Below are 23,151 nucleotides of genomic sequence, written 5' to 3'. Positions count from 1 at the left end.
GTTTCGAACCCCTGCCTCGTTGACCACAGGGTCCATGAACGCGAGTTGAACGCCTCATGATGCCGCTCACGTCTTTTGCGACGGTGCGAAACGCCCTAGAAAGATCCCATGGACGCCGCCTTGCTCCCTTCCCGTTTCCAGACCTGGTTTGCCTCGAGAGGCTGGACCGCGCGGCCTCATCAGCTGCAGTTGATCGATCATCTGAGCCAGGGCCATTCCACGCTCCTGATCGCGCCCACCGGGGCGGGCAAGACGCTGGCGGGCTTTCTGCCCAGCCTCGTGGAGCTGGACGCGCGCGGAAAGCGAAAACCCGGCCAGGCCGGGAACGGCATCCACACGCTCTATATCTCTCCCCTGAAGGCGCTTGCCGTCGATATCGCCCGCAATCTCGAGGCCCCGGTTGCCGAAATGGGCCTGCCGGTTCGGCTCGAAACCCGTACCGGCGACACGCCCTCCCACAAGCGCCAGCGGCAGAAGCTCAACCCGCCGGATATTCTCCTGACGACGCCCGAACAAATCGCGCTGCTTCTGAGCGACCCGGCTTCGGAGCGGCTTTTTTCCTCCCTAAAGACCGTCATCCTGGACGAGTTGCACGCGCTGGTGACCTCCAAGCGCGGCGACCTGCTGGCGCTCGGGCTCGCAAGGCTCCGCCGTCTGGCGCCGGGGCTGCGCACGGTCGGCCTGTCGGCGACCGTCGCCGAACCGGACGATCTGAGAGCCTATCTGGTCGATCAGCCGGATCTGGGCCAGCGGGCGCTTTCCCATCTGGTGGAAGTCTCCGGCGGTGCGCGGCCGGACATTCATATCCTTGACTCCGAGGAGCGGGTTCCCTGGTCCGGGCATTCGTCGCGCTATGCGATTTCCGACATTTACAGCCTGATCAAGGCGCATAACGTCTCGCTGCTCTTCGTCAATACGCGCAGCCAGGCGGAGATGGTGTTCCAGGAACTCTGGCGCATAAACGACGACACGCTGCCGATCGCGCTTCATCACGGCTCGCTCGATGTCGGCCAGCGACGCAAGGTGGAAGCGGCGATGGCCGCCGGGTCGCTGCGCGCCGTTGTCGCCACCTCCTCGCTCGACATGGGGATCGACTGGGGTGACATCGACCTCGTCGTCAATATCGGCGCGCCCAAGGGGGCGAGCCGCCTTGCCCAGCGGATCGGCCGGGCGAACCACCGCATGGACGAGCCTTCCAAGGCCGTTCTCGTGCCCTCCAACCGGTTCGAGGTGCTCGAGTGCCAGGCCGCCCTTGCGGCCTCAAGGCGCGGCGACCAGGACACGCCGCCCCTGCGCAAGGGCGCGCTCGACGTGCTCGCCCAGCATATTCTGGGCCTCGCCTGTGCCGCACCGCTGGATCTTGCCGCCACCTACGACGAAATCCGCTCGACGGAGACCTACCGCCACCTGAACTGGGAAACCTTCGAAAAGGCGGTCGATTTCGTCGCCACCGGCGGCTACGCGCTGAAGAGCTACGAGCAATACGCCAAGCTCCGGAAGGGCAAGGACGGGCTCTGGCGCATTGCCCATCCGAAGATCGCGCAGCAATACCGGCTGAATGTCGGCACCATCGTCGAGGCGCCGATGCTGAAGGTGCGCCTTGTGCGATCCAAGGCGGACGGGCGGCGCACTCCGGTCGGGCGCGGCGGACGGGTGCTCGGCGAAATGGAGGAGTATTTCCTGGAGCAGCTGACGCCCGGAGACACGTTCCTGTTCGGCGGCGAAGTGGTGCGTTTCGAGGCCATGCGGGAAAACGAGGCCTATGTGTCGCGCACCCACTCCGACAATCCGATGATCCCGTCCTACATGGGCGGCAAGTTCCCGCTCTCCACCTATCTGGCCGAAGGCGTGCGCGCCATGCTGGCAACGCCCGGCTCGTGGCGCGAACTGCCGGATCAGGTCCGGGACTGGCTTGAAATCCAGAAGGAAAAATCACTGCTGCCGTCGAAGGACGGTCTTCTGGTGGAGACATTCCCGCGCGCGGACAAGCACTACATGGTCTGCTATCCGTTCGAGGGCCGGCTGGCGCATCAAACACTCGGCATGCTTCTGACCAAGCGGCTGGAACGGCTTGGAGCGCGGCCGATGGGGTTCGTCGCCAACGACTACGCGCTCTCCGTCTGGGGTCTCGGCGACCTGTCGCAGCTCTTCTCCTCCGGCCGCATTCCGCTCGACGCGCTCTTCGAGGAGGACATTCTCGGCGACGACCTCGACGCCTGGCTCGCGGAGTCCAGCCTCATGAAACGTACATTTCGTAATGTTTCCGTAATTGCCGGGCTGATCGAGCGCCGTCATCCGGGACAGGAGAAGACCGGCCGGCAAGTAACCGTTTCCTCTGACCTCATCTACGATGTGTTACGCGCCCATGAACCAGACCATCTATTACTCAAAGCCACATGGAACGACGCCGCGGAAGGACTTCTGGATATCTCGCGCCTCGGCGAACTTCTTGCCCGAATTCGCGGACGAATCACCCATAGTGGTCTTCCGCATGTCTCTCCCCTCGCGGTGCCCATTCTCCTCGAAATAGGACGCGAGCCGGTTTACGGGGAAGCGATGGACGCCCTTCTGGAGGCTGCGGCAGGAGACCTGGTTTCGGAGGCTATGGAATGAGTGCACTCACGTCACATTTGCGCAAATATGTCGCCGCGCCGGTGTGTCATGACATTCAGATCAACGGCCAGCTTGTCGGCCTGCACGACAGCGGCGTGCTGTGGTGGCCGGAGGAATCCACGCTTGTCGTCGCCGATCTACACCTGGAAAAGGGGTCAAGCTATGCAAGGCGCGGCGTCATGCTGCCGCCATATGACACCGGGGCGACGCTCGAAAAACTCGCCGGCGTCATGGATGCCTTCGATCCGGCCTGTGTGATCTGCCTCGGCGACAGTTTCCACGACGCGGACGGCTCCGACCGCCTGCCCGCCCCCTACCGGGCCATGCTGACCACACTGCAGCTCGGCCGGGAATGGATCTGGGTCACGGGCAACCACGATCCGGTGGCCCCGGTGCGCCTGTGCGGCGAAACCGTCGACGAAGTGCGCTTCGGCGCGCTCACCTTCCGCCACGAGCCGGTCGAAACGGTTGGCACGAGCGAAACGGCCGGCGAGGTCTGCGGTCATCTGCATCCGGCGGCCAGGGTCCGCCGGCTCGGCCGCTCCATCCGCCGCCCCTGCTTCGCCACCGACGGCACCCGCCTCGTCCTGCCCGCCTTCGGCGCGCTCACCGGCGGGCTCAACGTCACCGACGAAGCCTACGGCATGATCTTCCGCCGCCGCCAGTTCTCCGTCTTCCTGCTCGGCAACGACCGCCTGTTCCCGTTCACGGCCAGCCGGCTGGTGGGGGATTGAGGCGGAGGTCCAATCGGCCACTTCCGCATGTCCAAATGCGCTGAAATATCTTCCAGGACCGTTTCTGTTTCTGCCAGGACATCGGAGTTCCAATAACGGACGATCCGATACCCGCATGACCTCAACACACTCGTTCGAGCTTCATCGGCGGCCTGGTTTTGGGCATGCTGGCTGCCATCCAGTTCAACGATGAGCTTTGCGTCCACACAGACAAAATCGGCAAATGCGGCGCTGTCCCCTCTCCCATTGGGAGAGGGTTAGGGTGAGGGGGCAAAGCCATCCGGAAACGGGAAAGTCCGTTCTTGCTCACTTTCGCGGCCTAACAGGACTTCACTCCTCCTCCCCCGCCTTCACCCAGGCGGTCACCAATTCGTAGAACACCGCCAGAACGACCGGTCCGAGGAACAGGCCGATCAGGCCGTAGGCGATGGTGCCGCCGAGGACGCCGATCAGGATGACCAGCATGGGCACGTCGAGGCCGCGCGACATCAGGATGGGACGGAGCACGTTATCGACCAGCATCACCGGCACCATGAGAACGGTGAAGAGGAGCGCCGGCGCGAACTCCCAGGAAGTCCAGGCCCAGATGATGGTCGGCACGATGACCAGCGCCGGGCCGATCTGGACGATACAAAGGATCAGGGCGGCGAAGGTGAGAACGCCGGCGAAGGGCACCGCGAAGACGATCAGGAGGATGCCGGTCAGGAGCCCCTGGATGATCGCGACGCCGATCACGCCGCGCGAAACATTGCGGATCGTGGCCCCGGCCAGGTCGACGAATTCCGCCCCGCGCGGGGCGATGATGCGGTCGGCGAAGCGTTTGGCGCCCTTTGCGAGCGCGGGGCCGGGCACGAACAGGCAACCGGCGATGACGATGGAGACGATGAAGAACAGGACGCTGCCGCTCAGGCTCGCCAGGAGGCTCAAGACCTTGCCGCCGGCCGGCACCAGTTTCGGGCCGAGCTTGGCGATCAAAGCCTCCAGGTTCCGGCCGGCCTCCTGCCAGAAAGCGGCGATTTTCGACCCTATCACCGGCAGATCGGCTATCCACACGGGCAGGACAGGCGGCTCGAACGCACCGTCGGCCAGCGTCAGATACCAGTCGTGCAGCGTTTCGACGAGACTGGCGATCAGGACGGCGACCGGGCCGATGACGATGGCGAGGCACAGAAGAGTGATCAGGACGGCGGACAGGACCTTGCGGCCGCCGAGTTTGCCGGCAAGCCAGGCGTAGGCCGGACAAAGCGCGGCGGTGAGGACCACCGCCCACAGCAGAAAAACGAAGAACGGCGCGATCAGCTGCAGCGAGAAGAAGGCGAACAGCCCGAGAACCCCGAGCCGGATGGCGATGTCGATCACCCTGGCATCGAGCGTCGGGTCCGGTTTGCCCGGCCCGTTACCGGAAGGCCGGTTTGAAATCTCGTCCGCCATGCTGTCCCCGCCATCGGCTGTTTGAGTGCCGGAGCCGAGCATACCTCAGCGTCAACAGACTTCCACTCTAATGAAGGGGCCCAAATATCCGCGCAGGCACTTTCCCCAAGTCTGTGCATGAAAAACGCGAAGGAAGCCGCAGTCAGTCCTTCTTGAAGATCACGCCGGCGAGCCAGCCCGTGAAAATGGCCAGGCTGACTGCGAGCAGACCGTAAAACAGCGGGAAATCCTGGGCCAGTTCGAAGGTGATCTGCTCAAAGCCGATCTTGGCCACGGCGAGGGATTGCTGCGTTTGCGACAGCAGCTCTCCCTGATGGAACAGAGAGCTTTTAACCTTGTAGGTTCCGACCGGAATATTCGCGGGAAGCGGGATGGTGGTGCGGAACATGGTTTCGGTGAGAAACTCGATGGAGGAGGTCTTTTCCGAATAAAGACCCATTTCCTGGCGCAGCCGGACGAAGGCCTTGCGGAAATCGTCCCGGTCGGCCAGCGCGACGTTGGAGCTGCCCGAAACAGCAAGGTTGATGTGGTTGAGGCCGATGCCGAGTTCGTCGAGCAGGCTGCGGTCCGCCAGATCGCCAATGGGACCGGTGCTGGCCACCGCATAGAAGGAAGGCACGTCCTGGAAGCGTTCGGCCTCCCGATTGACCCAGACCCCGAGAAAGCGCCCCTTGCGGCGGGTGGTGATGTCCTGCGGTGGCCCCTCCACGACAATCACGAGATCGTATCCGCCGGGTGCGTTGGGCTGACGCTGAATATCGCTTGCCTGACCGAATATGGCGATGTCCGTTCCGGTGAAATTCGACTGGATCGACACCATGTCGGATGAAAGTGCGGTGACGAGTGTCCGGTTGCGTTCCTGGGCCCCCGCCGCGCCGGCGGCGGCGGAAGTCAACAAGAGACACAAGATCAGGACCAGGCGCGTCATGCCCCTGCCCCCTTGCGGATGGCGATCGAGTAAAGATCGTCCGGCACCAACAGCAGATCGACCGCGAAACGCATGCCGACGCCCAGCACCAGAAGCGCCAGCAGGAGCCGGAGCTGATCGCCGCGCAGGTTCTGACCCATTCGCGCCCCGAACTGCGCGCCGATCACGCCGCCAACCATCAGGGTTATCGCCAGAACGATGTCGACCGTTTTCGTTCCCATGGCATGGAAGATGGTGGCGGCGGCCATGGTGAACAGGATCTGGAACAGTGAGGTGCCGATGACGATGCCGGTCGGAACGCGCAGGAGGTAAATCAACGCCGGAACCATCATGAAGCCGCCGCCGATACCGAGGATCGTGCCGAGAAAGCCGATAATGGCGCCCAGCCCGACAACGGGAATGACGCTCACGTAAAGCTTTGAGCGGCGGAACCGCATCTTCAGCGGCAGACCATGAATCCAGTTGTGTTGCCCCGGCTTGCGGGCCTTCGGCGCCGTACCAAGTTTGCGCCGCCTGATCGCGCGAACCGATTCAAACAGCATCAGGCCGCCAATTGCGCCCAGAAACGTCACGTAGGATAGCGAAATGACCACGTCGAGCTGACCGACCGATTCCAGCACCTGGAACAGGATCACACCGATCAGGGATCCCAGGACGCCGCCCGCGAGCAGGACCGTCGCCAATTTCAGGTCGATGGCTTTCCGCCGCCAGTAGCTCACCACCGCGGATGCGGAAGAGGCGACGACCTGCGTGGTGACCGTCGCCACGGAAACGGCCGGGGGAATGCCGGAAAAGATCAGGAGCGGCGTGAGCAGGAAACCGCCGCCGATGCCGAACAGGCCCGACAAGAAGCCCACGGCGCCACCCATGCCGAATATCACGAAGATATTCACCGGAATCTCGGCTATGGGCAGGTAGAGTTGCACTGGGTTACGCCGGAACAGACTGCAGGAAATAGCTTCAGGACCGATGATCCTTGCCAATGCCCCATCCTGAGAACCAATGGCAACGATCTTCGGCAACAGACTACACGGAAATCGTTAAAGACCCGTACCGGCCGGTCTGTCAACCAACCGGTCCGTCCGTTTCCGTCGCGAAGGCGACTGTGGGTCAGATCGCCTGGCTTTTCAGCTCGTCGATCAGCTTTCCGTCCACTTCGCCGGTTTCAGGCACCCCGAGGCTGCGCTGGAAGGCCCGGATGGCGCTGCGGGTGCGCGGACCCATGCGCCCATCCGGCGTCCCCGTGTCGAAACCGAGATAGTTCAGCTTGTCCTGTGCCTCGCGGATCATGGCGGTATTGTCGAGTGCCTGGGCGTCCACGGACACCCGCTCGGCCGGGAGCGAGGACGATCCTTCCGTCCAGCCCGGATCCATCATCACCTTGTTGGCCGCGGCCGCGGGGGTCTTCAGCTTGAAGTTCTCAACCGCCAGACGGGCCTTCGCCAGCGCGTCCTGGTCCATCATGTTGGCCACGTCGTCCCGGCGCTTGGCCGCTTCCGGGTCGCCCTGGTCCGCGGCGATCGCGAACCACTTGTAGCTGGCGACCAGATCCCGGTCGACGCCGATCCCGCCCGCGTACAGAATTCCGAGATTGAACAGGCTGTCCTTCACCCCGTAGTTGGCCGCAAGCTCGAACCATTTCGCGGCCGCCTTGTAATCCGGCTGACCGCCGCCGCCTTCGGCATAAAGCACCGCCAGATTGTGCATGGCCTTGGCATTGCCGGCTTCCGCCGCCTTGGTGTACCAGGCTTTCGCCTTCTCAAGGTCCTGGCGGACGCCACGGCCCTTTTCGTAGAGGCTCGCCAGCCGGTACTGCGCCGGGGCAAGGCCCTGGTCCGCCGCCTTCTGATACCAGGCCGCCGCTTTCTGCATATCGGCCGGCACACCGCTGCCTTCGGTGTACTTCACGCCGACCAGGAATTCCGCGGCCGGATTGCCGCTCGCCGCCGCGCTGCGCAGCGCCATCGGTCCGACGCCTTCTGGCGGCAGGCTCGCAATCAGGTTCGCGGGGGCGCTGGCGGGGGTTGTTTCCGTTTCCTTGGCCGCGGTGAAACCGGACGGATTGTCGGCCGGCTTGTCGCTGAAGCTGCCGGCAACCCCTGACGGCGGTGCGAAGGCGAGCTCTTTTTCAGAACCCAGCGTGCCGGAAGCCGAAGCAGCCTTGACGTCGCCGCCGCCCTGCAGCGGGGTTGTCCCGGAGGCCGTTGCCGAAGCGGCCGCCTTCGGCGAAGCTTCGCCGCCGGGCTTCTGCGTCGCATCGTTTCCAGTAACTTTCGAAACCGTTTCGGCGTTGGTCCGCGCGCCGTCCGGTTCCCGTCCGGTTGCCACGTCTTTCGGAGCGGCGGCCGGGTCCGCCTCCACCGGCGCGGCTTTGGCAACATCGGCTGCCTTGTCTCCGGCAACGGTTTCGGCCGTCACCGTGCTGTCTTTCGGCACGGACGCGAGCTGTTCACCCTCTTGCGGTGAATTGGTCGCGACCCTGTAGACGGTCAATGTTCCCATCAAAAGGAGAACTGCGGCGGCCGTGTAAAGGATCGCCCGGCGCCGACCGGTCGTGCCCTGGGGCATTTCCGGCGCAGGCCGGTCTCCCGGGAACAGTCTTGCCTCATCGCCGTCGTGCGGCGTTTCCGCGACATGATCGGCGTCCAGTTCAAGATCGCCGGCGTTTTCCGTCTCGGCCTCGTCGACGTCGCCCCCCTTGTCGCGCTTCAGGACATTCCGCAACCAGCCAATCCGGGCCTTGCCGCGTTCCTCGTCCGCGGCATCCGCATTGGGGCCGGTCTTTTGCGTTTTTTCCAGTTTGGCGGCTTCGGCGGATGCGGCCTGCGCAGCGCGGCGCGCAGCCGCTATGAAATCGGCCTTGCGGTCGCGCGCTTTTTCTTCGGGAGCACGTGGTTCCGTCTTCTCAGCCGGGGTATGGGCGCTTGCAAAGGCCGACGCTTTCTCGGCCGCCTGGATGGGCATGTAACTCATCGCCGGAGCGGCGGATGTTTCGGGAATGTCGGCGCGCTCGAGTTTATCCAGACGCTCGGTCAGGGATCCGAGAACGGATTTCACGCTGTCGAAGGTATTGCGCGTGCGTTCGTCGCTTCCCTCCGCCGCATCGAGAAGACGCTTGAGGTCGCCCTGCAGTTCAGCGATGGCGTCGTCGTAGTGCCCACCGGTCGCGGGAGCGTTCGCGATGGCCTCTTCCGCGGCCTGTTTCGCAATCCCGGCGACATCGAAGCGCGTTTGTTCCAGACCCTTTTCGATGCGCTCCAGAACCGGAGCCAACCGGTCGCTATCCGCCGGTCCGGAAGAGGAAGTTTCAATCTGCTCCGCAAGCGCTGCAACCTTGGCGCCGAGCTGTTCGAACCGGCTGTCGTCGGTGACTTCCGCCCCCCTGGAGACGACCTGCGCCAGATCCGAAATGCGTTGTTCGAGCGCCTCCGTCGATGCCGGTGCCGCGACGCTGGCGCGCATCGAACCGATTTCTTCGCGAAGCTTGTCCAGATCGCCCGTGGTGACCGTGTCGCTTGGCTGTTCCAGGCGCTCCGTCAGATCGTTCAGCCGCTCCTGCAACTGGGTCAGGAACTTGCTGTCCGGGCCGCCAACGGAGCGCATCGCAGCCGCATCGAGGACCGGCACGGGGCGGGACGCCTTCTTTTCGATCGCGTCGATCTTGCCGGCAATCGTTTCCAGGCGGCTCTCAAGGGCTTCGAAAGCGCCGGCGTCGGCGGACGGCAACGGAGCGGACTGTTCCATGCGCTCCAGGCGGTCGACAATATCGTCAAGACGGCGGTCGACCTGGAAAAGGTGCTCGTTTTCGGCGGGTGCTGCGCGCTCGTCGGCCATCATGCCGACGATGTCCTCGAGCCTGCCCTGCAGACGGGACAGGGTTTCCGGCTCCGGCATACGCTCTTCCATCGCCGACAGGCGGCTGTCCAGGCCCCGCTGCTCGCGGGCGAGAACTTCAAGATCGTCAAGCCGGCCGGAAACGAATTTCATGCGGTCGTCGATGCCTTCGACAAGACCCTTGATATCGATCTGCTCGACGAAACCGCGCACTTCGCGCAGTTCCGCCCGCAACGGTTCGATGTCGGCATGGCTTTTCCGCTGCAGCAGTTCTTCCACGCGTTCGGCGATGCCGACGACACGGTCTTCCAGCACCAGCATGTGCTCGGAGCGGGGCAGCGCGGCAAACGCGTCCTCGATCTCGTTCAGCCGCGCGGTCACCCCCCGCAAGATCCTCGGGTCGACCGAGGCGCGGGATAATTCGTCCAGCCGCTGAAGGATATGAGAGTACCCGTGTTCGAGGGTCTGCAGCGCTCCTTCCACGTTGGTGCGTCCGACCATCGCCTTGAGATCGGTCACCTCTTTACGGATTTCCTTGGCAAGAAGGTCGTTTTTCTTGTCGGCGCGCAGCCGCTCGACCATGTCCGCGAGGCGCCGCAATTCCGCGTTCTGACGCCCGACGGTTTCGCTGGTGCCGCGCGAAATGCCGCCAAGCGCCTCGCGCAGCGAACCGAGCTCTTCGCGAACCTGGTTCAGCGCTTTTTCCTGCGGCGCCCTCAACGCGTCGATGCGGCGGCCGAGATCCTTGTAGATATGCATGGACGCGTCGCGATGGGTGCGGTCGCGGCGGCGATACGCGGCTTCGGCGGCTTCAACATCCGCGTAGTGGCCCTCACCGGCATCCGGGTAGTAGGCGCTTTCGCCGTAAGACGGCTCGTCGGGAAAATCGTCGAGAGCGTAACGCCCAGGCAGCCTGCGGGACCGTTGCACGGAGTGATGAAAATCCTCCTCGCCTTCGGAGGCCGCAAGCCCCTGAACCTGCTCGTCCAGACGGTCGAGCGCGCCCATGACATCGTCCATCCCCATTTCCCGGGCCCGGTCGCGCCCGGGAGCGCGACGGCCGGGGGTGCCGGAAACCTCGCCGCGATGCGGAAAAGACTGCGGGACGCGGGCCTTGCGCGGTGCGCGCGAAGCGTGATCGCCGCGCTCCGACAGCAACCTGTCCAGCTCGTCGGCGACAGCAGACAGATCCTCGTCATGCTCATTGCCGTGCTGTGGGCCATGCTGCGGCCCATAACCGCTGCCCAGCGCCGTTGCCGTTGCCGTCAGACGCTCAATGCGGCTGTGCGCCGCTTCCTTGCGCGGCGCCTCGAAACGGTCTTCGGTTTCGTAAACATCGCGACCGCGGCGCCCCGTGTCGTGTTTTTTCCAAGCCGGCATGTCTTGACCCTGGACTGACGGCCGTTCTGGCCGCTGATGTAGCAGGCTGAGCCATACTCGAACCAAAAGCACGAATTGGCGCAGCGTTTCGCTTGACTTTGTCGACTTACGGTAAACAGGGCGTTAATCCGGTTCGCTAATTGCGAAACCATTTGTTTTCGAACGGATTTCGCCTGTGCTTTGAAATCGGGCCGAACGAATCGATTCAGCACCTGGCTGCGACTTTTCCGCCATCGTCGTCACACGACTGGACCTTAACGCAAACGTAAGCTAAATAGAGGCCAAGAAACCGGCCCGCAAACCTGTGCGCGTAAACACATGAGCGCCAGCAGAACCGAAGAAAAATCGTCAGGGCCGGGTTCCAAAGAACCGAAAACATCCGACAACGAGCCGGGTAACGGCTTGAAGAAGAGAACGAACTGCCATGAGCGAAGCCCTATCGATCCTGAACGAAGACGATCTTGTGGATGTTGTGTCCGCAGGCGACGACAGCACCAAGAAAACCCAGTTTTCAATCGGCGACCTTGCCAAGGAATTTGACTGCACCTTGAGAACCCTCCGGTTCTACGAGGACAAGGGCCTGCTCAATCCGAAACGCGACGGGTTGAACCGGGTCTACAACCGCCGCGACCGCGCCCGCCTCAAACTGGTACTGATGGGCAAGCGGGTCGGCTTTTCCCTGTCCGAAATCCGCGACATGCTCGATCTCTACGACCTGCGCGACGGCCAGGTGACCCAGTTGCGCGTCGCCCTGTCCAGATTCAGCGAACAGATCTCGGTCCTGGAAGAGCAGCGCAAGGATATCGAACAGGCCATCGAGGAACTGTCGCGCACCGTTCAGATCGTGTCCGGCATGCTGAAACAGAAGGAAGCCGAGGAAGGCTGAGCCCTTTCGGTTTCCAACGTCACGAGCCGCCGGCCCTCGCCGGCGGCTTTTCTTTTGGCCGCAGTTCACCGCCAGGGCAGAATTCAGACGCCTCGGGCGCTCTCCCGCGACCGGCCGAAATCGGGCCGCGACAGCATGAAACCGCGCTCCATCCCTTCAAAACCATTCTCAAACACGCATTTCAGCCCTAATTTTTTGTCATCGCTTCCGTTGGGACACCACTTGCCGGACAAAAACAAGCCGCGTATAAGGAGCGCAAGATGACGTTTACGGAAACGTAAGCTCCGCCAAAAAGGCAGATCTGGGAGGATTTCCATGCCGAGCTATTCCGCGCCTGTCGATGACGTGCTTTTTCTGCTCAAGGACGTGTTTGGTTACGAACGCTACAGCAATCTGCCGGGCTTTTCCGATGCGCCGCTGGACCTGGTCGAGGCCATCCTGCGCGAGGGCGGCAAGTTCACCGAAGAAGTGTTGCAGCCGCTCAACCAGACCGGCGACCGGGAAGGCTGTCAGCGGAACGACGACGGCACCGTGACCACGCCGAAAGGCTTCGAAGAGGCCTACAAGGCCTTTTGCGAGAGCGGCTGGGGAACCCTTTCGGCCGATCCGGACTACGGCGGCCAGGGCCTGCCCCACACGCTGGCGACCATCTTCAACGAATTCGCCTCCTCCGCCAACATGGCCTTCGCCATGTATCCGGGTCTGACAGCGGGGGCGATCGCCGCCCTGACGATCCATGGGACCGATGAGCAGAAGCAGAAATACCTGCCGAACATGATCTCCGGCACATGGACCGGCACCATGAACCTGACCGAGCCTCATTGCGGAACGGATCTCGGGCTCATCCGCACGAAGGCCGTTCCGCAACCGGACGGCTCCCACAAGATTACCGGCACGAAAATCTTCATCTCCGCCGGCGAACACGGAATGTCGGACAACATTATCCACCTGGTGCTTGCCCGTATCGATGGCGCTCCGGAGGGGACCAAGGGCATTTCGCTCTTCGTCGTGCCTCGCAACGAGATCGCGGAGGACGGGTCTGTCGGAAGCAACAACGGCGTTTCCTGTGGCTCCATCGAGCACAAGATGGGCATTCACGGCAACGCCACCTGCGTGATGAACTACGACAGTGCCACCGGGTGGCTGGTCGGCGAGGAGAACAAGGGCCTACGCGCCATGTTCACCATGATGAACGAAGCCCGCCTCGGCGTGGCCGTGCAGGGCCTGTCCCAATCGGAAGTCGCCTACCAGAACGCCGCGGCCTATACCAAAGACCGCCTGCAGGGCCGCGCGCTCACCGGACCAAAGAGCCCGGAGCAGCCGGCCGATCCCATCATCGTGCACCCGGACGTGCGCCGCACGCTGATGTCGATCCGCTCGTTCAACGAGGCGGCCCGCGCCCTGGTGATCTGGACCGCGCTCCACGGCGACGTTTCCCACCGCTCCGACGACGAGAAATCCAGACAGTTCTCCGACGACATGATGGGTCTGATGACACCGGTTCTGAAAGGCGTCCTGACCGATACGGGCTTCGCGAACGCGGTCAACGCCCAGCAGCTCTATGGCGGTCATGGCTATATCGGCGAATGGGGCATGGAGCAATTCGTCCGCGATGCGCGCATCGCCATGATCTACGAAGGCGCCAACGGCATTCAGGCGCTCGACCTCGTCGGCCGCAAGCTTCCGGCGAACGGCGGCCGCGCCGTGATGAGTTTCTTCAACGAGGTCAACACGTTCCTCAAGGAAAACAAGGACGACGAAGCGCTCGGCGCGTTCACGGGACCTTTGAAAAAAGGCATGGACGACCTTCAGGCGGCCACCATGTGGTTCATGAACAATGCCATGAAGAACCCCGACAACGCCGGTGCCGGCTCCGTCGACTACATGCATCTCTTCGGTCTGGTCGCGCTCGGCTACATGTGGACCAGAATGGCAAAGACGATCCAGGAGAGGCTTGCGGAGGGGACCGGCGACAACACCGGGTGGCTGGAAAACAAACTTTCCTTCGGCAGGTTCTTCATGCAGCGTACCCTGCCTGAAACCGCGGCACATCTTGCGCGGATCTCTTCCGGGTCCGATGTCATGATGTCGCTCGGCGCAGAGGCCTTCTGAGCACCGGTTGCCCGGCTTTGCCCCGGCACGACGGAATTTTCGTTCTGCCGGGACAGTAAATGGAACTCCGCAAACCGCGAATGGCAGATAAAGTGCCCCGTCCGATTTTACCTGCCACGGAGATTTCAAGTTATGGCTGAATATGTCCTTCACTGCATGGCCCAGTCCGGCCACGCCTACAAAGCAGCCCTGATGCTGGAGCTGTGCGGTGCCGACTGGGAGCCGAAATGGGTCGATTTCTTCAACGGGGAAACCCGGACCGAGGAATACCGGAGCACGCTCAACGAAATGGGCGAGGTTCCCGTGCTCGATCACCAGGGCAAGCTCTTGACCCAGTCCGCGGTCATCATGGACTATCTGTTTGAGAAATTCGGCAAATTCGGCTGGGACAACGACGAGGAACGGCGCGAGATCCTGCGCTGGACCATCTTCGACAACCAGAAGGTTTCCGGACTTGCCGGCCCGCTGCGTTTCATGCGCACGCTGATCAAGACCGGCGAGACCGAAGTGACCGCATTTCTGGACGGCCGGGTGAAATCCGCGCTCGCCATCCTGGACAAGCATTTCGCGCAAAACGAATTCGCCATCGGCGGCAAACCGACCACGGCCGACTTCTCCCTGTGCGGCTATCTCTACGTGCGGGACGAGACCGGCATCGACTTCGCCCCCTACCCGAATGTCATCGCCTGGCTGGACCGGATCAAGTCCCTGCCCGGCTGGAAACACCCTTACGACCTCATGCCCGGCCATCCGCTACCGGAGAAAAAATGAGGGTTACCTTATCTTGAGGAGGATCTGATGCCCGAAGCCTATATTTACGACCACGTACGCACACCGCGTGGCCGCGGCAAGAAGGACGGCGCCTTGCACGAAGTGCCGTCCGTGCGTCTTGCAGCGACCGCCCTGGAAGCCATCCGCGACCGCAACGGCCTCGACACGGCGAAAGTCGACGACGTCGTTCTGGGATGCGTGGACCCGGTTGGCGAAGCGGGCGGCGACATCGGCCGCGCGGCGGTGTTCGCGGCAGGTTACGACACTTCGGTTCCGGGCATGCAGATCAACCGCTTTTGCGCTTCCGGCCTCGACGCGGTCAACATGGCGTCCGGACAGGTCATGTCCGGACAGCACAAACTGGTGATCGCGGGTGGCGTGGAAAGCATGAGCCGCGTCGGGCTCGGTGCGTCCGGCGGAGCCTGGCCGATCGAGCCCCAGGTCGCCATCCCCTCCTATTTCATGCCCCAGGGCGTTTCCGCCGATCTGATCGCGACGAAGTATGGTTTCACCCGGGACGATTGCGACGCCTATGCGGTGGAAAGCCAGAAACGGGCGGGCCGCTCGTGGGACGAGGGCCGGTTCTCAAAATCTGTGGTGCCGGTAAAGGATGTCAACGGCATCACCATCCTCGACCGCGACGAGCATATGCGGCCCGAGACCGACATGCAGTCGCTGGCCTCGCTCAACCCGTCGTTCGAACTCATGGGCGCGATGGGCGGTTTCGACGCGGTCGGTATCCAGGCCCATCCGGAAATCGAAGCGATCAAGCACGTGCACCACGCCGGCAACTCCTCCGGCATCGTCGACGGGGCGGCGGCCGTCCTGATCGGATCGAGCACCGCCGGCCGGTCCTGTGGGCTGAAGCCCCGGGCGCGGATCAAGGCCTTCGCCAACATCGGCTCGGATCCGGCGCTGATGCTGACCGGTCCGGTGGATGTGACCGACAAGCTTCTGAAGAACGCCAAAATGGAGATGAAGGATATCGATCTGATCGAGATCAACGAAGCCTTCGCCTCCGTGGTCCTCAGATACCAGCAGGCCTTCGAGCTCGATCCGGAAACCGTCAACGTCAATGGCGGCGCGATCGCCATGGGTCACCCGCTCGGCGCGACCGGCGCCATGATCCTCGGCACGGTGCTGGACGAACTGGAGCGCCGCGACCTCAACACCGCCCTGGTGACGCTGTGCATCGGCGCCGGCATGGGCACCGCCACGATCATCGAACGGGTGTAAGCCATGATCAGCAACATCGACAGGGAATTCGCCCAGATCGCCGACTACTGGTCGCCGCGGGTGGTGGCCGATGTCAATGACCAGAGCGTCAAGCTTGCCAAGGTGAAAGGCGAATTCGTCTGGCACGACCACAAGGACGAAGATGAACTGTTCTTCGTCATAAAAGGCAGTCTCACCATCCGCTACCGCGACAGGGACGACGTTGTCCTGAAGGCCGGCGACATGCACGTCGTTCCCAAGGGCATCGAGCACAACCCGCTCGCCGAAGAGGAATGCTGGCTCATGCTGTTCGAGCCCGCCGAAACCAAACACACCGGCGACGTTGTCGATCAGGTCACCAAGTCGGGCGCCGAGCAGCGCGCCCACCTGACGACATCCGGCGCCTGACCCGAGGAGGACCACTCACATGAGCTTCAAGAATTTCACGATTGAAACCGATGAGGACGGTTTCGCCCTGGTGACATGGGACATGCCCGGCAAATCGATGAACGTCATCGACATGACAGTCATGGAGGAGCTTGACGCGATCGTTGACCAGATCGCGGCAGACGATGCAATCAAGGGCGCGGTGATCACCTCAGGCAAAGCCGCCTTTTCCGGTGGCGCCGACCTGACCATGCTGGAAGGGCTCCTGAAGGACTTCCATGTCAAACGCGGCAACGATCCGGAAGCCGCCGCGAAGGTGCTTTTCGACGGCTCGCGCAAGCTGTCGCAGATCTACCGGAAGCTGGAAACCTGCGGCAAGCCCTTTGTCGCCACGGTTGCCGGAACCTGCATGGGCGGTGGCACCGAGCTTGCGCTTGCCTGTCATGCCCGGGTGGTCGGCGAGGACCTGAAGATGGGACTTCCGGAAGTCAAGGTCGGCTTGTTTCCCGGCGCCGGCGGCACCCAGCGCGTCATGCGCATGACCGACGGCCAGCAGGGTCTGCAGTTTCTGCTGCAAGGCCGTACCCTTCGCGCGTCGCAGGCCAAACAGATGAAACTGGTGGACGAGGTTGCGGCGCCCAGGAAACTGGTCGCGGCGGCCAAGAAACTGCTCAAGGCCGGTCTCGACCCGGTCAAGGAGTGGGACAAGAAGGGCTACAAGCTGCCAAACGGCAAGGTCTACTCTCCGGCCGGCTTCCAGTTCTGGCCCGCGGCGAATGCGATCTACCGCCGCGAGACCCACGACAATTATCCGGGTGCCCGCTACCTGCTGCAGTCCGTGGTCGAGGGCCTGCAAATGCCGATGGATCTGGCTCTTCAGATCGAGAGCCGCTACTTCGCCAAGGTCCTGCAGACACCAGAAGCGGCCAACATGATCCGCTCGCTGTTCGTTTCCATGCAGGAACTCAACAAGCTGGCGCGCCGCCCGGCGGATCAGAGGCCGAACAAGATCAAGAAAATCGGCATTCTCGGCGCCGGCTTCATGGGCGCCGGCATTGCCTATGTGACGGCCCAGGCCGGGATCGACGTCGTTCTGATCGACCGGGACCAGGAAGCCGCCGACAAGGGCAAGGCCCATTCCGACGAGCTGATTTCGAAAGCGATCAAGCGCGGCCGCGCGACCCAGGAGCAGAAGGAGAAGCTGCTTTCCCGGATTACGGCGACCGTGGACTATGACGCACTGGCTGACTGCGATCTGGTGATCGAGGCGGTGTTCGAGGACCGCGATATCAAGAAAACGGTGACGGAAAAGGCCGAGGCGGCCATGAAGTCCCGGGCGGTTTATGCGTCGAACACATCCACCCTGCCGATCACCTCGCTCGCCCAGGCGTCCAAACGGCCCAAGAACTTCATCGGCATCCACTTCTTCTCACCGGTCGACAAGATGATGCTGGTGGAAGTGATCCTCGGCAAGAAGACCTCGGACCGTGCCCTGGCGATGGCCCTCGACTACATCAAGGCCATCAAGAAAACGCCCATCGTGGTCAACGACAGCCGGGGCTTCTACACGTCCCGCGTGGTGATGACCTACATCCGCGAAGGTCTGATGATGCTGGCCGACGGCGTACCGCCGGCGATGATCGAGAACGCCGGCAAGATGGCCGGCATGCCGGTCGGGCCGCTGTCGCTTGGAGACGAGGTCGCTCTTGATCTTGCCTGGAAAATCGTTTCCGCCACCCGCAAGGATCTCGGTGTGAAATATGTCGAAGGCCCGCTGGACAACATCCTTGAAGAGATGGTCGTCAAACGGGAGCGCTTCGGCCGCAAGAACGGCAAGGGCTTTTACGACTACAAGGGCAAGGAGAAGACCTTGTGGCCGGGAATTGCGGAGGTTACCGGCAAGCCGAAACCGGCATCGAGCTTCAACATAGAGGAGTTGAAAAAGCGCCTCCTTGTCATGCAGGCGCTCGAGACCGCGCGCATCTTCGAGGAACAATGCCTGACCGATGTACGCGAAGCCGATGTCGGGTCGATTCTCGGCTTCGGCTTCGCCCCCTACACCGGAGGCACGCTGAGCTATATCGACATGATGGGAACGCCGGCCTTTGTCGAGGTCTGCAAGAAGTACGCCCGCAAGTGGGGTCCCCGTTTCAAACCGAACAAGCTCTTGCGCGATATGGCCAGGGAAAACCGCACCTTCTACGGGATGTTTCCCCCGAAGACGGCCGAAAAAGACAGGGACGCCGCTTAGCAGCCCACTGAAGAAATCTGGTCCCCATCAGAATCGCCCCGGGCAGCGGAACGCTGCCCGGGGTGTCAATCATGACCTCGACCCACAGTTTGTCAGAGCTGCGGACCAACAGTGCGAGGCAATCAATCCCGAAGCAGAACGTCCGGTGAAAGACGTCGCGTGAAGCGGAACACGGTGAGGCGACTACTGTTTTGAGACCACACTGCAGTTGCGAACAAACTGGCGGCTTCCGATTCCAGTCATCGGGATGTAGCGCGGACAGCGCACAGCCGTAATGACAACTAAACTCCAAGATCTCAATCCGATTTTAAATACAATAATTGTTATTTTTACCGATATTATAATGTCAATTTGGTTAGCAATTGACGACAAAACTTGATCTAAAAGGCATTTCATGCACAGTTTGCTTAAAAACCGTGCACGATCGGCTGGAGAATGAGATGGCGCTTAAGGGGGAATGGGCGCGTGCGGATGCAATTAGCGTCTTGCGTGACTTTTGTTCAAAGGAAGATCTGGATTGGCCGCAAATCGCGCGGCGCCACAATTTCGATCTTTCCGTTCTTGACGATCCCAAAGGCATCGTTCCGATCACCGTGCTGGACGGCGTGTTCGAAACCGTGGCGGAGGAGTTGGGTGACGACGCCCGCATGTTCGATTTGTTCCACCGTATCGAAACCGGGCGCTTTTCGATCTTCGACTATCTGTTTGCCTGCGCGCCTTCGTTACGAGAGGGGTGCAAGGCCTGGGAAAAGTTTCTCCCGATCCGTACCAACGCCTACAGCATGATCTTCCGGGAAACGGAGACCGGAGGCTGCATCGAATGGGTCGTTCCTGAGGGGAGCGGCAAATGGCAGCAAAACATGTTCGCGCGGATCGCATGGGCGTCTCGGCAGATCGAACTGGCGCTCGACGTGCAGGCGCCGCCGATCCTGATCGAGATGGCTTGCCGTGCGCCCCACGGCACCTCGGATTTCCTGAGAAAATACCAGGGCCGTATAAGATTTAACGCGCCGCACTACAGTATTTCCTTTCCGAAAGCCCTTTTGGCCCGTCCCCTTCAGCGCAATGACAGCCATCTCTACGAAATTATTTACAAGGCTGCGCTTGAAGAACTGAAAAGCTTCGGCCAGATGGAATCGCCCCTGTCCCGCGTCGCAAATGAAGTCGCCTCGAATCTTTCGAATGGTGCATGTACCCTGCCGAAGATCTCCGCAAGACTGGGAATGTCCCAACGGGCCGTCCAGCGTCTCCTGGAAAAAGAAGGCACGAGCTTCCGTAAACTCAGCGAGGCGATCCGCCGCTCTGCGGCCGAGCGCTACCTGCGCAGCACGGACCTGCCGATGAAGGAAATCGCCTATCTGCTTGGCTTCTCCGAACTGAGTACGTTTTCCAGAGCCGTGAAGATCTGGTTTGGCGTCTCGCCCCGGAAGGTGCGGGACGGACCTTCGAGACACATGCCGGTCAAAGGGGGCATCCAAGGAACTTTGAAAACGCCCAAATCCATGTGACCCGGCCCCACGCGCAGGCCGTCCCGCCCGGCACGCCTTGCCGGCGAACAGGGTCGAACCATCAGACGAGGTTCAGACAGACGCAGATGGTTCAAATCCCGACAAAGAATACCGGCACGGTTGCGGTTTCGGGCAAAACCGAAACCGTGCCGTAGGTCAATGGTTGCCTGACGGATATTCGACATCCGGCACGAGCAACTTCTTATGCCCTGCTGCCGGAACGGAAATGGTTGTGGGATCGTCCGGGCACAGTGACTTCTAACCGAACTGGAGCGTGGCGGTTCCTGCGCCTCGGCCATACCTGGCGCGGACCCTTTTTGGTCATTCACCCAGATCGGAGGAAGGACGTCGCACAAGCTGGATGGGATTTTCGCTTGCAATCCAATGCGCCTTCCCGAGGTCTTTATAGGGCAACCGGGGCGCGCTGTCTTTGGCCTGAAACCAATGGGATTATACCATTTACGACACCGCGTGTAATTAGCTGCTTGATCTCGAAAGTTGACGGTGCAGTCTTTTTTCCTGAATGAAAGGATGCGCTACGGGATCAATTTTACAGGGCGGCAGATCATTGCAATCGGCAGAGAACATTCCTAATTTCCGGATCAGGTTAGTCCGCAAGTCAGTCTGGAGAAACACATGCCCGATACCGGCCTAAGCCGTTTTCTGGGGGGCTCGCCCGGTCAGGTCGCGCTGCGTCTTGTGTTTTTGTCCTTCGTCGTCGGCATCATTCTGGCGGCCCTGGATCTGGATCCGCTCGATCTCGTTCACATGGCGGTCGACTTCTTCGAAAGGCTCTGGAACATGGGCTTCGAGGCGATCGGACGGCTTGGCCGCTATCTTGTTCTCGGCGCCGTCGTCGTGGTGCCGATCTGGTTCCTCACGCGCCTTCTCGCGATGGGGCGTCCGAAGCAGTAGAAACCGGCGGACTGCTTCGTCGCGAAACATCCCGCGCAACCCGGTGCAGCGTCACGTGACGGTCGGCCAGTTCGCCGATGTCCGTCGAATAACCGCCGCCCAGGACGCCCGCCAGGGGGATGTCAGCTTCCCGGACCGCGCCGATGACATACCGGTCGCGCTGGCGCAGCCCGGTGCGCGTGAGCGCCAGGCGACCCAAACGATCGCCCTCGAAAGGATCGACACCGGCATTGAAAAACACGATGTCCCAGGGCTCCATCGCCAACAGCCCGGGAAGCACCTCTTCAAGCTTGCGCAGATAATCCGCGTCCCCGGTCCCGTCGGGCAAACCGATGTCGAGATGCGAGGGAACCTTGCGGACCGGATAGTTCTTTTCCGAATGCATCGAGAAGGTGAAGATGTCCGGATCGCCGGAGAAAATGTCGGCGGTTCCATCTCCCTGATGCACATCGAGGTCGATCACAAGCGCCTTGCGGATCGCTCCGTCCGCCTGCATCACCTTGAGCGCCACCGCGACGTCGTTGAAAACACAGAACCCCGCGCCATGCGCCCGGCGTGCGTGATGACTGCCACCGGCAGTGTTGCAGGCCAGACCATAGTCCAGTGCCAGATATCCCGTCAGCACCGTGCCACCGGTGGCGCAGCGGGCGCGCAGCGCGATGTCCGGACGCATTGGGAAGCCGATCTCCCGGGCGATACCGTCCGGCACCTTGCCGTGAAACACCTGATCCACGTAAACCGGATCATGCGCCAGCGCGACCCATTCAAACGGCGCGGCCCGCGGACGGAAAAAGGTTCCGGCGCCGTCCAGCAACCCCTCTTCCACGATCAACTCCGCCACGGCACGGAATTTGTCCATCGGGAAACGGTGGTTCGCGGGCAAGTCGGCGCAGTAGGCCGGATGATGAACGATCGGCATTGTCATTGCGCGAGAATATATCGCCCGATCGCTTTTCTGACAGTCTACCCGCGAACCGGTTTTAAAAACGTGGCGTTCACGCCGTTTGCAGCCTGGCCGCCTGGCGCAGTCTGAAGACCGAAATGATGTGCGCGGCCAGAAAAACAGGTACGAACAATGCCGGGAAGAGCACCAGAGGATAGCGATTTATGATGTTCGGATCGGATTGCGCCATGATGTGCGCGAAGCCCTCCGACGTCATGATCCCGGTCAGGACAGCGACAACGAAATCCGCAACACCGATCAGATTGGCGCGCCACACAGTGGCCTCCGCATCGTCCCGGCCGCTTTCGAGCGCCCGATAGGCCTGCCAGCCGGCGACACCCGCCCAGACGTCGCCGAGGCCCGCAGGCAGTGCGAACTGCCAGGGGATCTCTCCCAGTGCCCACCCGAGCAGGAAGACGGCGCCCATGACCCTCGGGACCTGGAACAGCATCAGGACCCTTTGGTCGGCGGCATCCGTGATCGTCCGTCCCAGTCGGGGAATTCGCGCCAAAACGACCAGCAGAGCGGCTCCGCCCAGCAGGAAAAACAGAATATAGGGAGTGCTCGTCACCGTCTGAGGGGGCATCAGCAGGTTCAGTTCTCCCATTCTGGCAGCCAGCGCATGCCAAAGCCCGAACAGCAGCCCCATTCCGGCCATCACCCAGGCCGTGGTTTTCCAGGGAAGCTCCGCCCTGCGCGCCGACAGCGCAATGGTGGTTAGCGCAAGCGCGGGCAGCATCGTGGTGAAGACCCGCACGTAAAATTCCAGGAAAGTCGCAAACATCAAAAACTCCATTCACTTCCATTTATGAAGTTACTATTATTTTTGTAGCGACTTCACAAATTGCAAGAGCCGACATACATTTCGGCTCATGAAAAGCATTTCGCGCGCCAACTGCCCGATCCGGCGGACCACCGACATCCTGAGCGATCAGTGGTCTTTTCTGATCGTTCGGGAGTTTTTTCTGGAGGGCAGAAAACGCCGGTTTCAGGATCTGCAAACCGAACTGGGCCTGTCCCCCAACACGCTTTCGAACCGGCTCAAACGGCTGGAACACTCCGGCATCCTGGAGAGAAGGCAATATTCGGATCATCCGCCGAGGGCGGAATACCACCTGACCGCGAAGGGGGAAAAACTCGGACCTGTCATGCAAGCGCTCTATGACTGGGGCATGCAGTATCCGGATACCGGGCAGGCAAGCGAAAACGATTGACGGGCGCGGGCAAGACGGACAAAAGGACC

Annotated in this window: 17 protein-coding genes and 1 pseudogene; 11 read left to right on the top strand and 7 right to left on the bottom strand. The window is 61.8% G+C overall.

The window, feature by feature from the left end; genetic code table 11:
- The first annotated feature begins 108 nt into the window (after positions 1-108).
- Together JF539_RS03280 and pdeM are read left to right on the top strand one after the other, a co-directional pair.
- Positions 109-2,613, top strand: coding sequence for a ligase-associated DNA damage response DEXH box helicase (locus JF539_RS03280; protein WP_207138916.1), 2,505 nt, complete (start codon positions 109-111; stop codon positions 2,611-2,613).
- A complete protein-coding gene (pdeM, locus tag JF539_RS03275) occupies positions 2,610-3,347 on the top strand; it encodes a ligase-associated DNA damage response endonuclease PdeM (RefSeq protein WP_207138915.1) in 738 nt (245 codons plus the stop codon). The genes JF539_RS03280 and pdeM overlap by 4 nt, the downstream gene beginning before the upstream one ends.
- On the opposite strand, the pseudogene JF539_RS03270 reads toward pdeM, so the two are convergent.
- From JF539_RS03270 to JF539_RS03250, 5 genes and pseudogenes are all read right to left on the bottom strand, one after another.
- Positions 3,251-3,559, bottom strand: a pseudogene (locus tag JF539_RS03270) (endonuclease domain-containing protein); the annotation flags it as partial. The gene pdeM and the pseudogene JF539_RS03270 sit on opposite strands and share 97 nt — an antisense overlap.
- A gap of 118 nt (positions 3,560-3,677) precedes the next feature.
- A complete protein-coding gene (locus tag JF539_RS03265; protein ID WP_207138913.1) occupies positions 3,678-4,778 on the bottom strand; it encodes an AI-2E family transporter in 1,101 nt (366 codons plus the stop codon).
- 142 nt (positions 4,779-4,920) lie between these two features.
- Positions 4,921-5,706 carry a TIGR02186 family protein gene (locus JF539_RS03260; RefSeq protein ID WP_207138912.1) on the bottom strand — a complete coding sequence of 262 codons (786 nt, stop codon included), beginning with the start codon at positions 5,704-5,706 and terminating at the stop codon, positions 4,921-4,923.
- Positions 5,703-6,632: a sulfite exporter TauE/SafE family protein gene (locus JF539_RS03255; protein ID WP_207138911.1), complete on the bottom strand. Its 930-nt coding sequence runs from the start codon at positions 6,630-6,632 to the stop codon at positions 5,703-5,705. The genes JF539_RS03260 and JF539_RS03255 overlap by 4 nt, the downstream gene beginning before the upstream one ends.
- Before the next feature lie 184 nt (positions 6,633-6,816).
- Positions 6,817-10,920: a peptidoglycan-binding protein gene (locus tag JF539_RS03250; protein ID WP_207138910.1), complete on the bottom strand. Its 4,104-nt coding sequence runs from the start codon at positions 10,918-10,920 to the stop codon at positions 6,817-6,819.
- Positions 10,921-11,344: 424 nt separating this feature from the next.
- Between JF539_RS03250 and JF539_RS03245 the strand changes: the two genes are divergently transcribed.
- The 8 genes from JF539_RS03245 to JF539_RS03210 all read left to right on the top strand — a co-directional run bounded on the left by JF539_RS03245 (position 11,345) and on the right by JF539_RS03210 (position 20,965).
- Positions 11,345-11,806, top strand: coding sequence for a MerR family transcriptional regulator (locus tag JF539_RS03245; RefSeq protein WP_207138909.1), 462 nt, complete (start codon positions 11,345-11,347; stop codon positions 11,804-11,806).
- Positions 11,807-12,121: 315 nt separating this feature from the next.
- Complete coding sequence (locus JF539_RS03240; protein ID WP_207138908.1) at positions 12,122-13,918, top strand: acyl-CoA dehydrogenase C-terminal domain-containing protein; 1,797 nt, start codon at positions 12,122-12,124, stop codon at positions 13,916-13,918.
- A 132-nt stretch (positions 13,919-14,050) separates the two neighbouring features.
- Entirely contained in the window at positions 14,051-14,689 is a 639-nt protein-coding gene (locus JF539_RS03235; protein WP_207138907.1) for a glutathione S-transferase family protein, read from the top strand.
- A gap of 27 nt (positions 14,690-14,716) precedes the next feature.
- The gene (locus JF539_RS03230; protein ID WP_207138906.1) at positions 14,717-15,925 is read left to right on the top strand and encodes an acetyl-CoA C-acetyltransferase; all 1,209 of its coding nucleotides are present in this window, start codon (positions 14,717-14,719) and stop codon (positions 15,923-15,925) included.
- A 3-nt stretch (positions 15,926-15,928) separates the two neighbouring features.
- Positions 15,929-16,312 carry a cupin domain-containing protein gene (locus JF539_RS03225; RefSeq protein ID WP_207138905.1) on the top strand — a complete coding sequence of 128 codons (384 nt, stop codon included), beginning with the start codon at positions 15,929-15,931 and terminating at the stop codon, positions 16,310-16,312.
- Positions 16,313-16,331: 19 nt separating this feature from the next.
- Positions 16,332-18,542, top strand: coding sequence for a 3-hydroxyacyl-CoA dehydrogenase NAD-binding domain-containing protein (locus JF539_RS03220; protein WP_207138904.1), 2,211 nt, complete (start codon positions 16,332-16,334; stop codon positions 18,540-18,542).
- Positions 18,543-18,982: 440 nt separating this feature from the next.
- Positions 18,983-20,050 (top strand): AraC family transcriptional regulator, encoded by a 1,068-nt coding sequence (locus JF539_RS03215; RefSeq protein WP_207138903.1) that lies wholly within the window; start codon positions 18,983-18,985, stop codon positions 20,048-20,050.
- Positions 20,051-20,686: 636 nt separating this feature from the next.
- Entirely contained in the window at positions 20,687-20,965 is a 279-nt protein-coding gene (locus tag JF539_RS03210) for a DUF6460 domain-containing protein (protein WP_207138902.1), read from the top strand.
- Here the strand turns inward: JF539_RS03210 and JF539_RS03205 are convergent.
- Both JF539_RS03205 and JF539_RS03200 read right to left on the bottom strand, forming a co-directional pair.
- Positions 20,928-21,890, bottom strand: a complete 963-nt coding sequence (locus JF539_RS03205) for a histone deacetylase (RefSeq protein ID WP_207138901.1) — start codon at positions 21,888-21,890, stop codon at positions 20,928-20,930. The genes JF539_RS03210 and JF539_RS03205 overlap by 38 nt on opposite strands.
- Positions 21,891-21,960: 70 nt before the next feature.
- A complete protein-coding gene (locus tag JF539_RS03200) occupies positions 21,961-22,692 on the bottom strand; it encodes a hypothetical protein (RefSeq protein ID WP_207138900.1) in 732 nt (243 codons plus the stop codon).
- Between the two features lie 88 nt (positions 22,693-22,780).
- On the opposite strand from JF539_RS03200, the gene JF539_RS03195 reads away from it, so the two are divergent.
- Positions 22,781-23,122 (top strand): winged helix-turn-helix transcriptional regulator, encoded by a 342-nt coding sequence (locus JF539_RS03195; RefSeq protein WP_207138899.1) that lies wholly within the window; start codon positions 22,781-22,783, stop codon positions 23,120-23,122.
- Positions 23,123-23,151 lie beyond the last annotated feature (29 nt).

The organism is Roseibium aggregatum (genome assembly GCF_017309185.1).
In the GTDB taxonomy this organism is placed as follows: domain Bacteria; phylum Pseudomonadota; class Alphaproteobacteria; order Rhizobiales; family Stappiaceae; genus Roseibium; species Roseibium aggregatum_B.
This window is presented reverse-complemented; position numbering and strand designations above follow the sequence as displayed.